General features: G+C 62.5%; 16 protein-coding genes and 1 pseudogene. 8 read left to right on the forward strand and 9 right to left on the reverse strand.

The genetic code is table 11. The annotated features are described in order from the left end of the window. Positions 1-136 precede the first annotated feature (136 nt). The gene (locus ACIP6G_RS14990; RefSeq protein WP_400291062.1) at positions 137-343 is read left to right on the forward strand and encodes a hypothetical protein; all 207 of its coding nucleotides are present in this window, start codon (positions 137-139) and stop codon (positions 341-343) included. Here the strand turns inward: ACIP6G_RS14990 and ACIP6G_RS14995 are convergent. From ACIP6G_RS14995 to xylA, 4 genes are read right to left on the reverse strand one after another with little or no spacing between them, the layout of a single operon-like run. Next, a complete protein-coding gene (locus ACIP6G_RS14995) occupies positions 340-873 on the reverse strand; it encodes a TetR/AcrR family transcriptional regulator (protein ID WP_400291064.1) in 534 nt (177 codons plus the stop codon). The genes ACIP6G_RS14990 and ACIP6G_RS14995 overlap by 4 nt on opposite strands. A 33-nt stretch (positions 874-906) precedes the next feature. Beyond that, entirely contained in the window at positions 907-2175 is a 1269-nt protein-coding gene (locus tag ACIP6G_RS15000) for an FAD-binding protein (RefSeq protein WP_400291066.1), read from the reverse strand. Between the two features lie 9 nt (positions 2176-2184). Beyond that, entirely contained in the window at positions 2185-3612 is a 1428-nt protein-coding gene (gene xylB, locus ACIP6G_RS15005) for a xylulokinase (RefSeq protein WP_400291068.1), read from the reverse strand. Between the two features lie 40 nt (positions 3613-3652). Then, positions 3653-4840 carry a xylose isomerase gene (gene xylA / locus ACIP6G_RS15010; protein ID WP_400291070.1) on the reverse strand — a complete coding sequence of 396 codons (1188 nt, stop codon included), beginning with the start codon at positions 4838-4840 and terminating at the stop codon, positions 3653-3655. A gap of 133 nt (positions 4841-4973) precedes the next feature. Between xylA and ACIP6G_RS15015 the strand changes: the two genes are divergently transcribed. Beyond that, positions 4974-6209, forward strand: coding sequence for an ROK family protein (locus tag ACIP6G_RS15015; protein ID WP_400291072.1), 1236 nt, complete (start codon positions 4974-4976; stop codon positions 6207-6209). Here the strand turns inward: ACIP6G_RS15015 and ACIP6G_RS15020 are convergent. Further along, the gene (locus ACIP6G_RS15020) at positions 6194-7003 is read right to left on the reverse strand and encodes a MerR family transcriptional regulator (protein ID WP_400291074.1); all 810 of its coding nucleotides are present in this window, start codon (positions 7001-7003) and stop codon (positions 6194-6196) included. The genes ACIP6G_RS15015 and ACIP6G_RS15020 overlap by 16 nt on opposite strands. A 263-nt stretch (positions 7004-7266) precedes the next feature. Here ACIP6G_RS15020 and ACIP6G_RS15025 point away from each other — a divergent pair, with 263 nt between their 5' ends. Next, positions 7267-8556, forward strand: a complete 1290-nt coding sequence (locus ACIP6G_RS15025) for an adenylosuccinate synthase (RefSeq protein WP_388024618.1) — start codon at positions 7267-7269, stop codon at positions 8554-8556. Positions 8557-9134: 578 nt separating this feature from the next. On the opposite strand, the pseudogene ACIP6G_RS15030 reads toward ACIP6G_RS15025, so the two are convergent. Then, positions 9135-9347, reverse strand: a pseudogene (locus ACIP6G_RS15030) (HipA domain-containing protein); the annotation flags it as partial. Between the two features lie 337 nt (positions 9348-9684). Next, entirely contained in the window at positions 9685-11214 is a 1530-nt protein-coding gene (locus tag ACIP6G_RS15035) for a sodium:solute symporter (RefSeq protein ID WP_400291076.1), read from the reverse strand. A 368-nt stretch (positions 11215-11582) separates the two neighbouring features. On the opposite strand from ACIP6G_RS15035, the gene ACIP6G_RS15040 reads away from it, so the two are divergent. From ACIP6G_RS15040 to ACIP6G_RS15060, 5 genes are all read left to right on the forward strand, one after another. After that, a complete protein-coding gene (locus tag ACIP6G_RS15040; RefSeq protein WP_400291078.1) occupies positions 11583-13238 on the forward strand; it encodes a thiamine pyrophosphate-dependent enzyme in 1656 nt (551 codons plus the stop codon). A 135-nt stretch (positions 13239-13373) separates the two neighbouring features. Beyond that, complete coding sequence (locus tag ACIP6G_RS15045) at positions 13374-14657, forward strand: AAA family ATPase (RefSeq protein ID WP_400291080.1); 1284 nt, start codon at positions 13374-13376, stop codon at positions 14655-14657. Between the two features lie 23 nt (positions 14658-14680). Beyond that, positions 14681-16309: a hypothetical protein gene (locus ACIP6G_RS15050; RefSeq protein ID WP_400291082.1), complete on the forward strand. Its 1629-nt coding sequence runs from the start codon at positions 14681-14683 to the stop codon at positions 16307-16309. A gap of 132 nt (positions 16310-16441) precedes the next feature. Further along, positions 16442-16816, forward strand: a complete 375-nt coding sequence (locus ACIP6G_RS15055) for a hypothetical protein (RefSeq protein WP_105657927.1) — start codon at positions 16442-16444, stop codon at positions 16814-16816. A 142-nt stretch (positions 16817-16958) separates the two neighbouring features. Continuing rightward, entirely contained in the window at positions 16959-17390 is a 432-nt protein-coding gene (locus ACIP6G_RS15060) for an SRPBCC domain-containing protein (protein WP_166650869.1), read from the forward strand. 20 nt (positions 17391-17410) lie between these two features. Here the strand turns inward: ACIP6G_RS15060 and ACIP6G_RS15065 are convergent, their stop codons facing one another. Continuing rightward, a complete protein-coding gene (locus ACIP6G_RS15065; protein ID WP_400291084.1) occupies positions 17411-18163 on the reverse strand; it encodes a polysaccharide deacetylase family protein in 753 nt (250 codons plus the stop codon). A 103-nt stretch (positions 18164-18266) separates the two neighbouring features. After that, on the reverse strand, positions 18267-19571 hold the full coding sequence (locus ACIP6G_RS15070) for an MFS transporter (protein WP_105657930.1): 1305 nt from the start codon (positions 19569-19571) through the stop codon (positions 18267-18269). Positions 19572-19632 lie beyond the last annotated feature (61 nt).

Genomic DNA, 19632 nt, shown 5'->3' on the forward strand with positions numbered 1-19632 from the left:
ATGATGCGATCGAGAAAGGGCGTGCAGCCGAAGCTGTTGCCATGGCAGTGCTCCACGACCCTGGCATGCTGGTCGAAGAGCTCGACAACCAGCGGATCACGCAGGACGCCCAACCATACTGGGACTTCGCGCAGGAATGGATCGCTGCCGCTCGGGTGCTCGACAAGCCCAGCTGCTTATCGACTCGGTGCAGGAAGCGAAGAACTACCTGGCAAGTTTGATTGAGGACGTCTCGGTCCTGAGCGATAACCCGGAAGCTGCCTTGGCCAAGAAGGAAGTTCGAGAATTGACCGCTAGCGCGCGGGAGCTGGCAGAGTTGGGAATTCCCGGCGCGAGGCGTTAGCCGATGAGGCCGGCAACGGCCCGCTGCAGCCCCCAGTCGAAGCCATCAGCCAGGGGTGCGTCGACATCGAGCTGCACTAGGTTCTGGCGGTAGGCAACCGAGCCGAGCACGTGGTTCAGCAAAAGCTGCTGGCCATGGCGGGCGTTTTCGGCAGGCAGTCCTGCTGCTTCCAGCAGGGTGCGAAGCTGCAGCACCGGCTGGAGCTCGGTGGCCCGCATCGCGGTGGCGACTTCGATGACCTCGGGGCTGTCCTGGATCGGCAGCAACGCGAGGTAGAGCTTGCGTGCCAGCTGCAGGATCGCCTCGGATGGGGAGTTGTAGTCCTCGGCAGCCACCGACAGCGCAGGGGTGTTCAGCAGCTGGGCGGCAACCTGCGCCAGCAGCTCCTGCTTGTTCTTCACATGCCAGTAGAGCGCACCGACCTGGACATCGAGTTCCTTGGCCAATCGGCGCATCGACAAATCAGCCAACCCGAACTGTTGCAGGATGCCGACCGCGGTGTCCACGACCGTTAACTGAGTCAATGCCATGGTGACAAGTCTAGTCGCAACGCCGGTGCGCGCTCAGGCTCCAAACACCGTGCGGTCCAGGAAGTCGTTGCGGAACTTGCCGGACGGATCCAGGCGCTGCGCCAATGCAATGAAGTCGTTGAACTTCGGATACAGCCCGGCCAGCTGCGCGCAGGTGGCTGCGAAGAGCTTGCCCCAATGCGGGCGTGCCGCAAAAGGCGCCAGTGCTTCCTCGATCCGTGGAAGGAGCGCCTCGACAGCCTCCTGCCGGGGCTTCCAGGTGAAGTGCAGGGCGATGCCGTCACGGCCGTAGTTTCCACTGAGCCACAGGTCATCGGCGGCAATGGTGCGCACTTCCGAGACCAGCAGCAGGGGAGTGATGGCGGGGGAAAGGCTGCGGATAGCCTGGATCGCTTCTACCGCGTGCTCGCGCGGGACCAGGTATTCGGTCTGCAATTCATCGCCGGCGCTGGGGGTGAAGTCCATGCGGAAATGCGCCAAGCGATCCGACCATGAACCCGCCTGGCCCAACTGGATGCTGCAGATCCCGCCATCGGCGCCGGGCAGCGGGTGCAGCGCAGCGGTCGCCGGGAACCCGCCGAATCGGCCCTGGTCAATATGCTCTGCCAGCGCGTCGCCGACGCGGCGCTTGAGCCAGGCCTGGCCTACCTGCTCGCCGCTCCAGTCAGTGAACAGGCTGACGCTGTAGGCCGAAGCCTGAATGGTGTCGAAGTCCTCGAGCACCTTGTCCCAGGACAGGTCCTGGTAGACGGTCTGCTCCACCTCGAAGCTGGGCACGATATCCAAGGTGAGGTGAGTCAGCACGCCCAGCGCACCCAGGCCGACCACGATGCCATTGAAATCCTCGTCGCCGCGCTTCACGCTCAGCTGCGAGCCATCGGCCAGCACCAGTTCCACCGCGCGCACGGCGGTGGCGAGGTTGCCATGGGTTTCGCCGGAACCGTGGGTTCCCGTGGATACCGCCCCGGCAACCGAGATATGCGGCAGGGAGGCGAGATTGTGCAGGGCATAGCCGGCGCGTTGCAGTGCATCAGCCAGGGCACCGTAGGTAGTGCCGGCGCTGACGCGCACGGTCATGGCCTGCTCATCAATCTCGATGGCTTCTGGCATCTTGGCCAGAGTGATCATCAGCTCCTCGGTATCGGCGATGTCATTGAAGGAATGGCGCGATCCCAGGACCTTCACGGATTTTGCAGCACGCACCAGGTTCCGCAACTGTGCAAGGCTGGTGGGGTAGAGCAGTTCTTTGGCCCGGTATTCAAGATTTCCGGCCCAGTTCAGTTCCCTGTTGCGCAGTTCCACGGCTATTCCCTACTTGTCGAGCCACTGGCTGGAAACCAGTGCGCGGTAGCGTTCCAGTACCTGCGGGGCCGGTTCCATCGCCGGGACTTGGGCAGTGCCCTGTGCCCAGTGGGGGAATTCTCCGGCCAGGACGCCGGCCGCCTGGCGGGCGGCTCCATCGGCCACGTATTCGCCCGGGGCGGGGACCAGGATTGGCAAGCCCAGGATCTGTGCGGCGATCTGCTGGACCGCGCGGGACTGCGCGCCACCGCCGACCAGGATGACGCGCTGGGCTTGGACGCCTTGCGCTTCCAGTGCGCGCAGGCCGTCGGCCAGCGAGCAAACTACCGCTTCCACCGCGCTGCGGGCCAGATTCGCGGCGGTGTAGTTGGCTCGGGTGATGCCATGCAGCGAGCCGGTGGCCTCTGGCAGGTTAGGGGTGCGCTCGCCGTCGAAGTAGGGCAGCAAGGCCAGGCCGTCGCAGCCCGGGGCGGCGGACAGCGCCAGGTCATTGAATTCTTCGAGGCTGGCCTGCAGCAGGCTGGCAGTGGCGTCGAAGATGCGGGTGGCGTTCAGGGTGCATACCAACGGCAGGTAGTTGCCGGTAGCGTCGGCGAAGCCTGCCACCAGGCCGGAAGCATCTGCCGAGGGGGAATCGGCAACCGCGAAGACGGTGCCGGAGGTGCCCAGGGACATCACCGCATCGCCCACCTTGGCGCCTACGCCCAATCCGGCTGCGGCGTTATCGCCCGCGCCGGCACCGATCAATGCGCCAGACGCGGTGCGGCCAATGGATTCCAGCGGCCCTGCAACGGCTGGCAGCAGCGGGGCGTGGCCTAAGTGCTGCTCCAGCGCCTCGAGGTCGTAGGCGTTTTCGGCGGGACGGTAGTATCCGGTGCCCGAGGCATCGGAGCGATCGGTGCGCAGCGCGGCCAAGCCTTCGGCGCCGCTGCCCGGACCGTAACCGGCCAGTCGCCAGGACAGCCAGTCGTGCGGCAAGCAGACGGCGGCGACCTTGGCGGCGTTTTCCGGTTCGTTGTCCTTCAGCCAGCGCAGCTTGGTCAGAGTGATCGAGGAGACCGGGAGGGTGCCGGTGCGCTGTGCCCAGTACTTGGCGCCGGCTTCCATATCGCCGTCACCGGCATCGGAAATGATGTCGGTGGCGGACTGGGCGCTGCGGGTGTCATTCCACAGCAGCGCCGGACGGATGACGGTGCCCGATTCATCGAGCACCACCATGCCGTGCTGCTGCCCACCCACCGAAACTGCGGCTACATCATCCAGGCCGCCGGCCTGGGCGATAGCAGCCTGCATCGCAGTGAACCAGAACTCTGGATCCACTTCGGTGCCCTCAGGGTGCGAGGCACGTCCGGAGCGGATCAATGCGCCGGTTGCGGCGTCGCGGATGACCACCTTGCATGATTGGGTGGACGAGTCGATGCCGGCAACGAGCGTCATTGTTCGGGCTGCTTCCTTCGGTGGGGTGGGTATGCGGGGTTTAGCGGGCGTTGAGCAGGTGCTCGATAGCCAGCTGGTTCAGGCGGATGAACGCGAAGTTGCGCTGCGCCGCGGCGTTGGCGTCGAAGTCGGCGAAGCTTGCCGCATCGTTCATCAGCTGTGCTGCGGTTTCGCCAGCGTTCAGGGTGGTTTCGCCCAGTTCGAAGACACCGGAAAGCTTCATGGCTTCCTGTACTTCTGGATCTGCGCGGAATGCCTGTGCGCGTTCCTTGAGCATCAGGTACATGGACATGTTGGCCTTGGCCGAGTCCCAGACGCCAGCGTAGCCGTCGGTGCGCGATGGCTTGTAGTCGAAGTGGCGTGGGCCGTCGTACTTCGGTCCGCCGGTTGGGAAGCCGTTCTCCAGCAGGTCAACGGTGAAGAAGGCGCTGGTCAGATCGCCGTGGCCGAAGACGAGGTCCTGGTCGTACTTGATGCCGCGCTGGCCGTTGAGGTCGATGTGGAAGAGCTTGCCTGCCCACAGCGCCTGGGCGATGCCATGGGTGAAGTTCAGGCCAGCCATCTGCTCGTGGCCGGTTTCCGGGTTCAGGCCAACGATGTCGCCGTGTTCCAGCTTCTCGATGAAAGCCAGGCCGTGGCCAACGGTGGGCAGGAAGATGTCGCCGCGTGGTTCGTTTGGCTTCGGCTCCAGCGCGATGCGCAGGTTGTAGCCCTTGTCCTTGATGTAGCCGGCCGCGGTATCCACGCCTTCGCCCATGCGGTCCAGTGCTGCTGCCAGGTCCTTGGAGCCATCGTATTCGGAGCCTTCGCGGCCGCCCCACATGACGAAGGTTTCGGCGCCCATCTCGGCTGCCAGGTCGATGTTGTGCAAGACCTTGGCCAGTGCGAAGCGGCGGATCGAGCGGTCGTTGGAGGTGAAGCCGCCGTCCTTGAACACCGGGTGGCTGAACAGGTTGGTGGTCACCATCGGGACCTTCAGGCCGGTTTCTTCCAGTGCTGCACGGAAGTCCGAAAGGATCTGCTCGCGCTGGGAAGCGGTGGCGTCAAAAGGAATCAGGTCATTGTCGTGGAAGGTGATGCCATAGGCGCCGAGCTCGGCAAGCTTGTGGACGGCTTCTACCGGGTCCAGGTTCTTGCGGGTGGCGACACCGAAGGGATCGGCACCGGTCCATCCCACGGTCCACAGTCCAAAAGTGAAGCGGTCGGCGGCGGTTGGCTGAAGAGTCATGGGATGCATCCTTGGATCGGGGTGGTATGGCTTCCGCCATTTAGTTTATGTTCTGAACTATATGGGTGGCAATACGCTAGAGTCAATAGCGAAACCCGCAAATCCATTCCAGGAATTTCCACAAGGAGAAGGCATGCGCCAACCAGCGTCCAGCGCCCGAGCCGCAGCATCCTCCGCCCCGGGCAACGTCGGGGACGTGCGCAAAGCCAACTTGGCCAGGGTCCTGTCGGTGATTGCCGGCACCGGCGATGCCGGGAGGCTATCGCGAGCTGATATCGCCCAGCGCAGCCAATTGACCAAGGCCTCGGTCTCCAGCTTGGTCGCCGACCTGTTGGCTGCCGGGTTGGCCATTGAAATCGGCGTGCACCGCGACGGGGAGCGCGGACGGCCCTCGGTGGGGCTGGTGCTCAATCCCGCGCGCTGCGTGATGGGCATGGAAATCAATGTCGACTACATTGCCGCCGGATTAGTTGACCTGAGCGGGAAACTGCTGGCGCACGAAATCCGGCCGCGCACCAATCACCGCTCGCACTCCGGAGAAGTGCTCGCCGCGCTGGGGGAACTGAGCCGCAATCTGCAAGAAGCGGCCCAATCCCAAGGACTGGCGATTCTTGGCGGAGCGCTCGCCGTCCCGGGCTTGGTGGACGAGGAGCAGTTCACCGTCTTGCAGGCCCCTAACCTCGGTTGGGTGGAGCAGGAACTGGATGTCGCGGCGCTGCTGCCCGAACCCAAAACCCGCTTCAGGCTCTTTAACGAAGCCAACGCCTCGGCGCTGGCCCAGCAGCAATTGATGGCGGCCCAGGACCGCGACTTCCTCTTTGTCTCGGGGGAAGTGGGCATTGGCGGCGGATTGATCATCGACGCTGAACTCTTTGTCGGACCCCAGGGGCATGCCGGCGAACTCGGGCATGTGGTGATCGCCCCCGATGGCAAGGCGTGCAGCTGCGGCGGGCGTGGCTGCTTGGAAACCGTCGCCGGGCAGGAAGCTATTCTGGCCGCTGCCAACCTCGGGGCGGTTGCCGATAGCGAATCGCGCCAGGAGCGAATTGGCCGGCTCTACCAAGCGCTGGAAACCGGTGCCGAACCGGCAGTGGGCGCGGTGGCCGAGGCCGGAAAATCCTTGGGAATTGCCGTAGCCTCGGCCATGCGCCTGTACAACGTTTCCACCGTGGTCTTTGGCGGGCATTTTGCCGCCCTGGAGCAGTGGTTGCGTCCTGCCATGGAAGCCAGCCTGCAGGTGCACGCGCCAAGCATCGCCGCCCAAGCGCGGCTGTTGTGTTCGCCGCTGGGCCAAACCGGTGCGCTGGTCGGCGCCGCGCGCAGCGTAGTGGGAGACCTGCTGGAGGCCCCGCATCAGCTGGTTGGCTGAGGCTTGCTGACCGGTTGCTGCAGCTCGGTCACCCAATCCGCTTGGTTTTCCGACACGGCGCGCACATAGGCTTCGCGGCACGGACCGGATGGGACTAGCCCGCGGGCCAAGACTTCCTCGTGCACGGCCTGCCAGCTTTCATGGATGGTGTCCATGGCTCCCAAGTGCACCCCGCAGATCGCCTCGGGCACTGCAGGAAGCTCGATGATCTCGACCCCGGCGAGGTTCATAGCGCTAGTGGCGTATCCGGCAATGACCTCTACGCCATCCTCGGTGCCATCGTATTGCGCAATGGGGGTGGCAAGGCTCTGGCCCTGAAGGGACTGCGCGATTCTGTCGAAGAGGGGACCGACGCGACCGGCGATTTCAGGTTGCTCGGCCACCGTGAAACGGCCTGCGGCCAAGCGCACCGCGGGCAATGGCTTGTGGATGATTTCAATACGTGACATGTGCTTCTCCTTGGAGATCAAGTGCAGGCGCCGCTGTACATCTGCCAAGCGCTGCGTGGCCAACTGGTGTTCGGCCTCAACCTGCGCCCGGCGAATGTGCAGAAGCTCGGCTATTTTTCCAGCTGTTGCTCCCTGATCCAGGATTATGGAAATCTCTTCGAGCCCGAACCCCAAATCCCGCAAGGCGACGATTTGATGCAAACGCTGAAGCTGGGAAGGATCATAGGAGCGGTAGCCGCTGAACGGGGCCACATGGGCGGGGGTGAGCAGGCCGGCAGTATCCCAATGCCGCAGCATACGGTGGGTAACCTGGCCGATCTGCGCAAACGCCCCGATGGATAACATGCTTCAGTTCTCCGCCCTCACACTGTGTCAGGGTCAAGTCTGCGCGAGAAACTCGTTGATATCCATGATTAACCCCGACTTCGTGACGTGCAACTCGAGATTCGCTAATCGTTTCGGTAAACTTTGGTCGTAAGAGCCCCTAACTCTTGCAACGGACCTCCGGGTTTCAGTGAGCAGGACAGGGGCATATTTTTTGCCCGGCACCGTGCCGGGACGGCGCTAAGCACGCCGTAACCACTGCTTTTTGCAAGGGGGAGGATCCCATGCCAGCAATCGTGATCGTCGGAGCCCAATGGGGCGATGAGGGTAAAGGAAAGGCTACCGACCTGCTCGGTGGCAAGGTTGACTATGTAGTGAAGCCAAACGGCGGCAACAACGCCGGGCACACCGTGGTCGTCGGCGGAGAGAAGTACGAGCTTAAGCTCCTTCCTGCCGGCATCCTTTCCCCGAACGCCACTCCGATTATCGGCAATGGCTGCGTGGTGAACCTTGAAGCCCTCTTCGAAGAAATCGACGGCCTGGAATCGCGCGGCGCCGACACCTCGAAGCTGCGTGTCTCGGCCAACGCGCATCTGGTGGCCCCGTACCACCAGACCATGGACAAGGTCACCGAGCGCTTCCTGGGCAAGCGTGCCATTGGCACCACCGGACGCGGCATCGGCCCGGCCTACATGGATAAGGTCGGGCGCTTGGGCATCCGCGTACAGGACGTCTTCGACGAGTCCATCCTGCGCCAGAAGGTCGAAGGCGCACTGCGCCAGAAGAACGAGCTGCTGGTCAAGATCTACAACCGCCGCAGCGTCGAGGTCGAGGAAATCGTCTCGTACTTCCTCTCCTACGCCGAGCGCCTGCGCCCGCTGGTCATCGACTCCACCTACGAGCTGAACAAGGCTCTGGACGAGGACAAGGTCGTGCTGATGGAAGGCGGCCAGGCCACCTTCCTGGACGTGGACCACGGTACCTACCCATTCGTGACGTCCTCCAACCCGACTGCTGGTGGCGCGTCGGTGGGTTCGGGCATCGGCCCGACCCGCATCACCCGCTCCATCGGCATCATCAAGGCCTACACCACCCGCGTGGGTGCTGGTCCGTTCCCTACCGAGCTGTTCGACGACATGGGCCTCTACCTGCAGAAGACCGGTGGCGAATTCGGCGTAAACACCGGACGCCCGCGTCGTTGCGGTTGGTACGACGCCGTGCTGGCTCGCCACGCTTCGCGCGTGAACGGCTTCACCGACTACTTCGTCACCAAGCTGGATGTGCTCACCAACATCGAGCAGATCCCGGTATGCGTGGCCTACGACGTTGACGGCGTGCGCCACGACGAAATGCCGATGACGCAGACCGAGTTCCACCACGCGAAGCCGATCTTCGAGTACTTCCCGGGCTGGACCGAGGACATCTCGGGTGCGCAGAGCATGGAAGAGCTTCCGGAGAACGCAAGGAACTACATCCTGGCCCTGGAGAAGATCTCCGGCACCCGGATCTCCGCCATCGGCGTGGGACCGGACCGCGATCAGACCATCGTGCGCCACGATCTGATCCAGGACTAGGTTCCCGGGACTTAGGAGCTATCGCAGTTCATCAATGAATGAACTGCGATAGCTCCTTTTTCGTGTGCGCGGCCCTGAGCCGAGCAGGTGACCAGCTTCTGTCACGTCAAGCGGAATTCCTAGGATTGAAAAGCGCATGGTCGTAGTGACGTACATGCGCAACCAACACGTGAACGTATCAAGGCGGAAGCCGAATGCCAGAAGAGGCTACTTTCAGCGCAGTCATTATCAGAAACGATGCGGACAGGTTCCGGCAGTCGGCAAACGAGGTGCGGCATCTTTCATATTCCCTAATGGAAAGCCGGAGCCAGACGAATCTGCTATCGATGCGACCATGCGAGAAGTCAGTGAGGAATGAGCCAGGTGGCAACCCCCTAGTGGTTATGTGCTTGGCGGGATGAGCCGGTCGATGCGCTCTCTGGTGTCAGCGGCAACGTCGAGGAGCATGAGGGTGAACCAGCCTTCTGCGCGTGATTTTCGATGAGCTCCGGGAGCGCATCCAGCATTGCCTTCAGGGTAGTGCGTATTTGCCTGGCGGCAATTTTCGCAGGGACACCCCAAGAGGCCGCTTCGTCCATCTAGTGCCTGCCGTTGACCTCGTCGATGTGCACGCCGGTGCCTACGTACAGGCACAGGTTTCGGTCGGCGTCCTCCCATACGGCAGTGGGGACCACATCGTAGGCCGGAGCCAGTCGCATGGTTCCGCGGTCGATGGTCAGCCCGATGTTCCCAGCGTGCATGTCGCAGTTTCCCAAGGCCAGGTTCACGGTCAGGTATTTGAGCAGCCGTGGTCGGTGATGGTGGCCGTGTGCACCCCGTCGTCAGGTGATGAAAAGTTTGAGCATCAGCGACACAGCGGCAATGAAGGGTTTCGACTTTGCGGGAACGATAAAGATGCCCAGATTCCAACGCTGCAAAACTGGCGTTTGCAAGTTCCTGTACGGCAAAGAGGGCCCTACTGAACTGTGGCCTCAGAATTTCATAGCCCACTTGGAGTCCTGCGGAGTCAATTCTGCGGCGCCGAATATCGAGGAGCAAAACGATCCCCGTGCTCAGTAGTGATCACGGCTGAGCAACACTGAGCCCGAGGCTCGAATACAAGGGTTCGCTTCGATGTTGCTTACTGGCCTAGTACGTTGGCTCCTGTGCAGTAGTGCTGGCCGGAGTGTCGTGGGTCTTGCCGGCAACTCGCAGGTTCCAGTGCTCGATCACCTGCCGGTTAGTGGGCTTGGTCAACAGCGAAACAGCAATGAACGCTACTGCCGAAGCGATCAGGCCGTAGTAGATCGGCTCATTGGCGTAGACGCCATCGAACTTGTTCTCAGCCTGGGTCTCCAAGATGATCATCGTGCCCAAAGTGGCTATTGATCCTGCCGCCATGGAGGCTGTGGCACCAGTGCCGTTGCCGCGCTTCCACAGCAGGCCGCCGATGATTGCCACCAGCAATCCGCCCACCAGGATGTCGTAGGCAATGGTCAGTGCTGCGACCACGTCGTCCACCAGGATTGCCAAGGTGACCGTGACTACGCCCAGCGCCATCACCCAGATGCGGTTGGCGCGAACATCATGCTCGGGGTTCTCATCGGTATTCACTTCCACGCGCTTGCCGAACCAGCTGGCCGCAAATGGGGTGACATCGGTGCGGGCCACGGTTGCGGCGGCGATCAGCGCCCCGGAGGCGGTGGACATCATCGCGGCCACGGCTGCGGCCATGACCAAACCTCCCACCGCAACTGGCAGCAGCTGAGTGGCGACCTCGGCATAAACCACGTCCTTGTTCTCCGCCGCGCCCGCGATATTCGGCAGCGCCACCTTTGCGGCCATGCCAATCAGTGCGCCGGCAGCTCCGTAGAAGATGCAGTAGATTCCGGCGGTCATCCCGCCCCAGCGGGCGACCTTCGGGGTTTTGGCGGTGAAGACGCGCTGCCAGATGTCCTGGCCGATCAGCAGGCCCAGGGTGTAGACCACGAAGTAGGTGATGATCGACTGCAGCCCCATGCCGGTGAAGCTGAAGAATTCGGCGCCCATGCGCTCGCGGATGCCATCCAGGCCGCCGGCGGCATGCATGGAGAAGGGCAGCATCAGGGCGAAGATGCCGATGGTCTTGATGATGAACTGCACCTGGTCGGCCAGGGTGATGGACCACATGCCGCCGATAGTGGAGTAGATGACTACGATGGCGCCGCCGATGGCGATGGCCAGCCATTTCTCCCAGCCGAAGAGCACCACGAAAATGGTGGCGTAGGCGCTGGTTGAGGTGGCGCAGAGCATCAGCGTGTAGGCCAGCATGACGATGCCGGAGGTATTGGTTGCCGCCGCGCTGCCGTAGCGCAGGGTCAGCATCTGCGAAACGGTGAAGACCTTGAGCTTCTGCAGCGTCGGGGCGAAAGCCAGCGACAGCAGGATCACGCCTGCGCCAATAGCCACCACGAGCCACATGCCGGAGATCCCGTGCTTGTAGCCCAGGCCAACGCCGCCCACGGTCGAGGCTCCGCCGAGCACCACCGCCGCCATGGTTCCGGTGTAGAAGAAGGGGCCCAGGCGCCGGCCGGCCACCAGATAGTCGCTGCTGTTCTTGGTGCGGGATTTGCCCCACCAGCCAAAGGCCAGCATTGCGGCCAGGTAGGCGGCGACAATCGCGCCGTTGATGAATTCCATGGAGAACCTCGATGTCCGGATAAAAGCAGCGCTTACCTTAAGTAAACTTTTGTTGCATCACAGGCTACTAGCGCTGGCGCTGCCGATCAATGGAAATCGCGAACATTGCCCACCGCACTGCTCTGGCCAGCCGCAATGTGACGAAGCAAACCGTTCCATTCAGTGAAACTTTCTAGACATTTTGCACTCAAATATGATTCACATACGGCATCGTGTCACATATGCGTAGCATTCGATCGGCAATGTGTGCAATCGCAGCTTGTTTAGTACTGTTTCACGTTGACGCAGCGTTGCATCATTGGCCAGCAGGGCCGTTTTCTCCGCCGTTGCGTCAGACGATTTCTCGAAACCAGAAAGACGCCTAGAAGATGAGTGAAAATGGTCAGGGCCTGACAAAGAAGTCGGCCGGACACGTCATTGTCGACACGCTTGCCACGCACGGCGTGGAACGCGCCTACGTGGTGCCGGGTGAAAGCTACCTGGATGTCCTTGATGGGCTGCACAACTCGCCAATCGAAACCGTGGTCTGCCGCCACGAAGGCGGAGCCACCTACATGGCCGAAGCCGAAGGCAAGATGCACCAGCGCCCCGGCATTGCCATGGTGACCCGTGGCCCGGGAGCTGCCAACGCCCACGTCGGCCTGCATACCGCATGGCAGGATTCGACCCCGCTGGTGCTATTCGTGGGGCTGATCCCGTTCGAGCACCGTGAAAAGGAAGCCTTCCAGGAATTCGATCCCAAGGCATGGTTCGGCACCGGCGCCAAGCGCGTGATGATCCTGGACCACGCCGATCGCGCCAGCGAAGTCGTCGCCGAGGCCATGTTCGCTGCCATGTCCGGACGCCCGGGCCCGGTGGTCGTCGGCCTGCCAGAAGACATCATCCGCAACGAAGTTTCCGCCGAAGTCCATCCGGAAATCCCGGTGGCTACCGGCGGCATGACCGTGACCGACTGGAAGGCGCTGAATACTGCCTTGCAGGAAGCGGATAAGCCGCTGTTCATTTTCGGCGGCAACGACTGGTCCCACGAAGGCGCAGCGGACTTCACTCGTTGGCTCGAGGAACACGACCTGCCAGCCGCTGCCGAATGGCGTTGCGAGGGTACCGTGCCTTTCAACTCGCCATCCTATGTTGGCCCGATCGGCTACGGCCGCCCCAAGCCGACCTATGACCTGCTGGAAGAGACTGATCTGCTGATCTTCGTCGGCACGGTTCCAGGCGACGTCATCACCGACGGCTTCAATGTCCGCCAGAACTGGGACAAGAAGAACTTCCTGGTCACCATCGACCCGTCGCTGCGCGGACGTTCCGGCCCGGTATCGCACCAGATTGTCGCCAAGCCCGATGTCTTCGTTCGCGACCTGCTGCTGATGGATTTGCCGGTCAAGGAATCCTGGAAGGAGTGGACTTCCCGGATGCGCGGCGAGCAGGAGAAGTTCGCCGAACTTCCACCAGCGCAGCCTTCCGCGGGCCAGGCGAGGATGGCGACCATGATGGCTAATCTGGTTGGATCCCTGCCCGAAGACGCCCTGGTGACCTTCGGCGCTGGCGAGCACACCAACTGGGCCCACCGCTACTTCCCAACCAACGGCTACGCTTCGATGCTCTCGGCACGCAACGGTTCCATGGGCTACTCGATTCCTTCCGCCGTCGCCGCTTCGCTGAACTACCCGGGGCGCCGCGTGGTGACCATCGCAGGTGACGGCGAGTTCTTGATGAATGGCCAGGAGCTGGCTACCGCTGCCCAGTACGGCGCCACCCCGCTGGTGATCGTCATGGACAACCAGCAGTACGGCACCATCCGCACCCACCAGGAACGCCAGTACCCGGAACGGGTTTCCGGAACCCAGTTGGCCAACCCCGACTTCGCGCTGATGGCGCAGTCCTTCGGCGGGTTCGGCGTCCGCGTCGAGAATGATTCAGATGTCCCGGCTGCCCTGGAAAATGCGCTGAAGGCCATTGACGAAAACAAGAAATTCGCGTTGATCCATTTGGTGGTAGAGCAGGGAGTCAAGGCCTACTAGGCACTGGGTGCGCTCAGCGAACAGTCGGGTCTGCGACGTATAATTCCAGCGGGTGTCGTTTCTAGCGATACCCGCTGGATGCTTTAACCAGCAGAGGCAACAGACCGAGACCTTCAACCGTGGAGCGGCCCTAGAATGAACGATGCCCTTATTGCTAGCCTTCTCCGGGCCGTAGAAGCAGCGCCGGATGACCATGCCCTGCGATTGCACCTGGCTGAACAGCTCGATGGTGCCGGTCGATCCGCCGAAGCGCTGTCCCATGTCAGCATCGTGCTGCAGCAGGATCCGGGGAACGCGTCCGCGCTGGGAAGGCTTGGAACGATCAGCGCGTCGATGGCCGCAGCGATGGCCCCGCAGGCGCCCGTCGAACCCGCAGCGTATGCCGCGCCGGCTGGAAACCAGCAGAACGATACGCCACCAGGCTACGACTGGGAAGCGGGTTCCAAGGAACTCGGCAGTTCGCTGCCGGCGCCCTTTATTGAAGGACGGGTCCCACTGCGCTCAGATGCGGGGTCCGATGCCCCGGAAGCTCCCATCGAGAACCCGGCCGGAATGGGTGTCACCCTGGATGATGTGGGTGGATTGCAGGCGGTCAAGGACCGCCTGGACGAATCCTTCCTGGCACCGATGCGCAACGCCGCAATTGCCAAGGCTTTTGGCAAATCATTGCGCGGCGGGCTGCTGCTGTATGGGCCACCGGGATGCGGCAAGACTTTCCTGGCTCGCGCGGTGGCCGGTGAGCTGAAAGCCAATTTCATGTCTGTCACCATTACCGATGTGGTTGACTCCTACATCGGTGAAACGGAAAAGCGGCTCAAGGCGATTTTCGACCGGGCCCGCAAGAATGCTCCAACGGTTCTCTTCATCGATGAGATTGATGCCATCGGCATCCGCCGCGGTTCGCTGACTGGATCGGGCGCGTGGATGCGCCAGATGGTCAATCAGCTGCTGATCGAAATGGATTCGCTTGCGGGAAACAACGATGGCCTTTACGTTCTGGGGGCTACCAACCACCCATGGGATCTGGACGAAGCACTGCTGCGTCCAGGCCGGTTGGACCGGACCCTGCTGGTGACTCCGCCGGACGCGCCGGCACGTGAGTCCATCTTGCGGTACCACTTGAAGAACCGCCCGATTGCCGGAATCGACCTGGAATGGATTGCGGCACAGACCGACGGGTTCTCGGGTGCGGACCTGGAGCACGTATGCACCACTGCCGCCGAGAAGGCAATGATGCAATCCATCGAGCGCAACGAGGTTCTCCCCTTGGACATGAGCCATATCAGAACTGCCCTGGCGGAAATCAAGGCGTCGACTTTGCCGTGGCTGGAATCCGCGCGAAATGTGGTGCGCTTCAGCAACCAGCATGGCCGCTACGATGATTTATCCGAGTATCTGGTTTCGCAGAACATGCTCTAGAAAGCACCGGGGGAGTACACCGCATGGAATTCGAGCGACTGCATCACCGGATCACCCACCACCTGGCGATCGGACGGGAAACCGAAGCGATTGCCTTGCTGAAGGATAACCTCAACGAGCACCATCAGGTCCCTGCCTTCTGGATTCTCTATTCGTCATGCCATTTGAGCCTCAAGCAGTGGGCCGAAGCGGAGTCCGCTGCCAGAGCCGGGCTGAATCTGGATCCTGCCAACCCGGTGGCCGGGGAGTGCCTGGCCGTCGCCCTGATGCGCCAGCATCGACGGGAGGAGGCGCTGCTGGCGATCCGGCAAGTAATCGAAACGGAACCGGAATACGGCAACGGGCACTACTGGCTGAGCATGATCACGCTCAGCGATATTCGGAGCAACGACGACAGGGTGCTGGCCCGCCAAGCCATCGAGCACGCGATTCGGCTGGAGCCGGGGAACCCCGATTACTACCAGGGCGCGGCAATTGCTGCCGAAGCCCAAGATGACAACCTGGCGGCTCTCGGATTCCTCCAATCCGGGCTGCAGATCGACCCCAATCACCAGGGGCTGTTGCGGGCGGCCGGAAGTATCGGCAATGGCGAAAAAATCGTCGGGGAACAAGGCGATGTGCTGCGTGGATTGATATCCATGGATCCGATGAACGAAGGCCTGCATCAGGACTACGCGGAAACCTTCGTTGCGAAGCAAACTGCCTACGCTAATCGGTTCTGGCTTTTCACTCCGGTGCTGGCAGTTGCCGCCGCCCTGGGGCAGCGGGCTGGTGGAACCGGGGCGCTGCTGGCGATTGCCGCCATTGCCATCGTGGCCGGGCTCTTTGGATGGTGGAACAAGAAGGCGTACATCAAGGCGGCCAGGTCGTTGCCCGCCGGCTACGCCAAGGACATTGATGCGCGCTTCCCCAAACTGCCCCGAGCCATTCGCTCCTACCGGATTGGTTGGCTCCTGAGCACGAGCGGAGCGGTCCTGGGCTGTTTCCTGCCGGTGGCTGGCATCATCGTGATGCTGCTCGGTGTGCTGGCATGCCAGCTAGGAGCACTGTGGATCCTGCAAGAAAATGCTGGCCCGCCAAGAAAGGGCTCCGACCGCCACGAGCAACGCCGGTACCTGGTCCGGTGCAGCGGCTTGCACGCGGCTGGCTTCTGGAAGCGGGCGTGCCTGGCGCTCATCCAGCTAGTGCTCTTAGGGATTTGCTTGGCCAATGAAAGCAGGATCGCTGCCGTGCCAGCCGGATCGGTGGCCGCCGGACTGCTGGTGCCTGGCATTTCCTTGCTGGCAGCCCAAGTCCGTCTTGGATTCAAGGAAAATGCCTTTGCCTACGGGCTGGCTGTCAGCTCCTCGGCCAAAAACCGGAACTTGGCCATGCTTCGCGGCAATATCGGCGGCCTGTATTTCATCGGGGTGCATCTGTTCGCCGGGCTGTTTGCCGCGGCTGCTTCGCTGGGGCTGCTCATATCGGGAGTGGAGGGTTCGCTGGATTCGCCCCCGGAGCCCCGTCATCCAAGCCAGGATAGCGTCCTCGACGAAGACTTGCTGAATCAGCTCAAGGATGTGGAAACTCCGGATTCCCAGCCCCGTGAATACTCGATCCCTTCGCTGCCGGACATGCCCGATATTCCGTCCCTCGGCGTCCCGAACCAGTGAGCAGGAACCTACGCGGAAAAGATCACAACGCCGTGGGCCTTTCTGTCTTGGCACGCGCCCGCTGAAGAAATAAGATGAATTGCTACCGATTCCCGTGAGCACTAGAACCCCAACCACGAGGTGGATAATCTGATGGCACAGATGAGCGAAGAGCTCATTGAGCAGTGGGCTGACGCAACTGCTGAAATCTACAATGAGTCCCTGACTGGCATTAATCTGAGCCGTCTGCCCGAGGCAGTGGCTCAGTACGTCGACCTCTTCGCGCAGAGCGAGAACTTGACGTTCAATGGGGAGGCCACCCCCACCGATTACTTCGATAATCACCCATTCCTCGCGGTGACCGCAGTGCTCAACAGCCCAGAGGCGCTGGAAGCCCTGGATTCCGACGCGCAGGACGCGTTGGATGCGATGGTTGACTTCACCGAGGCCTGGTACAACTTCGACCTCGAGAATGAGCCGGAACTCGGTATCTCCGAGGCGGATGGCGACGACGAAGAAGACTGGTAAGCCTTCTGCCGCCCAGGGGCCGGCACCCAGCAGCGTACGCGCGCTGGGTGCCGGCCTTTGCTGCGGGCGGCCGGAAACCGGATTGCATGCCAACAGCCATGAAGCTATTCCATTTGGCCGCCCAGGGTGGCACTATGCGGGTATGAGCCAGTTCAGCGTTTTCGAGAGCACCGTGGTCATTCACCTGCCGGTGCACCGTGTCTGGGAGCTGCTTACCGATTGGGCAGCAACACCCTTGTGGATCCATGGGATCGGCTCCATGCATTCGGACGACCCGCAGCTCAAGGTCGGCACCCAGCTGGTATACCGCGTTGCCGGCCATGAACGCGTGTATCGCGTCCATGACCTGATCGAGAACCGTTTGCTGATCCTGCACACTTCGGAGAATCCCGATGGGCTCTCCTACCGCTACGACCTGAAGGACGACGCGGGGCATACCGAGGTAGTGCTGCAGGTGGCAATCATCAACCCGGATCTGACGGTGGAGCAGTGCGAGGAGCTGGCGGCAAATATCCGCGAAAGCGAAGGGGACAAGCTGGACCAGCTGCGGCTGTACGCAGAGCAGGCCCCCTGAGCACCCTGCGCGGCGCAAAACTATTTCGTCGCGCCGGGAGCAGGAGCCGAAGCATAGGCCGTCGAATTCTCCAGCTGGCCATTGAATAGCTGGTCCACGGTGACCGGGGTGTAGCCCTCGGCCTTCAGCTTCTCCACGAGATCCGGCAGTGCCTTGACCGAGCTCTCATGGATGTCATGCATCAAGATGATGGAGCCCGGATGGACTTCGTCCATGGCGATGCGCACCGTTTTCTCCGGATCGTGGTGCTTCCAATCCAGGGTGTCAACATCCCACAGTACCAACGGGTAGGGCACCAGCCGGTCATAGACGGCACCGTGATTCCCATAGGGCGGGCGGAAGACGGTGGGCTCGTGGCCGGAGGCCTTTTCTACCGCTTCGCTGGTCCATCCCAGCTCATGCTGGATCTGTTCTCTGGTCAGCGTCGTGAGATCCGCATGGTCCCAGGTATGGCTGCCCAGCTGGTGGCCTTCGGCGGCCATGCGCTTGACCGCGTCGGGGTATTTGGCAATGTTCTTCCCGACCATGAAGAAGGTGGCTGGCGCATCCGCGGCCTTCAGCTCGTCGAGCAGCCGCCCGGTGTACTGGCCAGGTCCGTCATCGAAGGTCAGCGCCACGCATCGAGCCACGGCGCAATCCACCTGCTCGCTTGCCGCGGAGCCCATGGGCTGCGCATCGGGAGCAGGCGCTGGTGCAGGGGAACAGGAAACCAGGAATACCGGGCCCAGCGCCAACAGGGCCAGGCGCGCCATGTCGGGCAATCGAGAAGTCATCCTTCCACCTTCCCGTCATGCCCGGTCCGTGCCCGGGAACTACACGCGAAAATCTGCTGGGAGTTTGATCAGCGCCGGCCCAGCGCCAGCTGGTCGCAACCGGTCAACTGCGCTCGCCGTCCAGCTCCGCCGGAACGGGGTCCGAGAGCGGATGCGCTATTTCGTCGCGGGCAAATTTCCCGGCCCACCATGCGATGATTCCGAACAGCGGCGAGGCGAGGCCGGCAATGACGAATATCGCCTGCAAGCTGAGCACCTGGGTCAAAGGTCCCGCCGCCGCCATGGACAGCGGCATCAGCGCCAGCGAAACGAAGAAATCCAGGCTGGAGATCCGCCCGAGCAGGTGTCCGGGAACCCGGCGCTGGAGCAAGGTGCCCCAGATGACCATGCCCACGGCGTCGGTGATGCCGAAGGCCAGCAGGATCGCGAAGAGCATCCACGCGGCATCGACGTAGCCCACCAAGGCCAGGGGCAAGGTGCCCAGGCACCAGCAGGCGGTCATCAAGCTCAAATAGCGCCGCGGGAATTTCGCGGACGCGACCAGCAGCGAGCCGATCGCCGAACCGAGGCCGAAGAAGGCCAGTGCGAAGCTGAACAGTTTCGCGTCCCCGTGCAGGTTGCCGCTGACGATGAAGGGCAGCAGCACCTCGAAGGGCCCGATGAAGGTGAACACCGAAATGACCGAGAACAGCAGCGTCCACAGCAGCCAGCGGGTGCGCACCGTGTAGCCGATGCCTTCGCGCAGCTGCCGGAACATCCCCGGCTGTCCCTGGCCGTCAACGGGGCCTGGCGCGTTGTACGCCTGGCGGTTGGGGATCCGGCGCAGCATCAGCAGCGCCGCGAGGTGGATTACGCAGATGCCGACGATGGCGTGCGCCGGCGAGAGTCCCGCCACCACGAATCCGGCGGCCATCGGGCCCAGGGCGGTGTGCACCACCGGCCGGGCTGTCCCTTCCAATCCGTTGGCGGCCAGCAGCTGCTCGGCGGGCAGCATCTTGGGCAGCAGTGCGGAGTAGGCGGGGTAGAAGAAGGCCGACCCGGCCCCGCCGCAGAAGCCGGCGAGCATCAGGTGCCACAGCTCCAGGGCACCGGCCATGGCCAGCACCGCGGTGATGCCCATGACCGCCAGCGACAGCGCCTCGACCAGCATCACGATGCGCCGGCAGGAATGACGGTCCGCCATGATCCCGCCGAGCAGCACGAAGCAGAGCAGCCCGGCGGCACTGGCGGTGGCCACGGCAGAAAGCTGGATGGGCCCGCCGCCCAGCTGGCGCACCTGGTAGACCATTGCCACGGCCCACATGCCGGCGGCGAAGGTGGAGAGGACAAGTGCGCTGGCCAGCAGGGCGTAGTCGCGGTAGGCGAACGGCTTGATGAGGCGCAGTGCAGAGGTTTTGAGCGCGCTCATGGAAGCTCCTGCGGTAGTGCGTAGGAACTATCATCCATCCACTGATTGAGCTTTGTCAATC

Source organism: Glutamicibacter sp. NPDC088483 (genome assembly GCF_044753145.1).
Classification (GTDB): Bacteria; Actinomycetota; Actinomycetes; order Actinomycetales; family Micrococcaceae; genus Glutamicibacter.

Coding starts and splice junctions, on each gene's coding strand:
- ACIP6G_RS14990 (WP_400291062.1), top strand. CDS start 137: ATGGATCGCTGCCGCTCGGGTGCTCGACAAGCCCAGCTGCTTATCGAC.
- ACIP6G_RS14995 (WP_400291064.1), bottom strand. CDS start 873: ATGGCATTGACTCAGTTAACGGTCGTGGACACCGCGGTCGGCATCCTG.
- xylB (WP_400291068.1), bottom strand. CDS start 3,612: ATGACGCTCGTTGCCGGCATCGACTCGTCCACCCAATCATGCAAGGTG.
- xylA (WP_400291070.1), bottom strand. CDS start 4,840: ATGACTCTTCAGCCAACCGCCGCCGACCGCTTCACTTTTGGACTGTGG.
- ACIP6G_RS15015 (WP_400291072.1), top strand. CDS start 4,974: ATGCGCCAACCAGCGTCCAGCGCCCGAGCCGCAGCATCCTCCGCCCCG.
- ACIP6G_RS15020 (WP_400291074.1), bottom strand. CDS start 7,003: ATGTTATCCATCGGGGCGTTTGCGCAGATCGGCCAGGTTACCCACCGT.
- ACIP6G_RS15025 (WP_388024618.1), top strand. CDS start 7,267: ATGCCAGCAATCGTGATCGTCGGAGCCCAATGGGGCGATGAGGGTAAA.
- ACIP6G_RS15035 (WP_400291076.1), bottom strand. CDS start 11,214: ATGGAATTCATCAACGGCGCGATTGTCGCCGCCTACCTGGCCGCAATG.
- ACIP6G_RS15040 (WP_400291078.1), top strand. CDS start 11,583: ATGAGTGAAAATGGTCAGGGCCTGACAAAGAAGTCGGCCGGACACGTC.
- ACIP6G_RS15045 (WP_400291080.1), top strand. CDS start 13,374: ATGAACGATGCCCTTATTGCTAGCCTTCTCCGGGCCGTAGAAGCAGCG.
- ACIP6G_RS15050 (WP_400291082.1), top strand. CDS start 14,681: ATGGAATTCGAGCGACTGCATCACCGGATCACCCACCACCTGGCGATC.
- ACIP6G_RS15055 (WP_105657927.1), top strand. CDS start 16,442: ATGGCACAGATGAGCGAAGAGCTCATTGAGCAGTGGGCTGACGCAACT.
- ACIP6G_RS15060 (WP_166650869.1), top strand. CDS start 16,959: ATGAGCCAGTTCAGCGTTTTCGAGAGCACCGTGGTCATTCACCTGCCG.
- ACIP6G_RS15065 (WP_400291084.1), bottom strand. CDS start 18,163: ATGACTTCTCGATTGCCCGACATGGCGCGCCTGGCCCTGTTGGCGCTG.
- ACIP6G_RS15070 (WP_105657930.1), bottom strand. CDS start 19,571: ATGAGCGCGCTCAAAACCTCTGCACTGCGCCTCATCAAGCCGTTCGCC.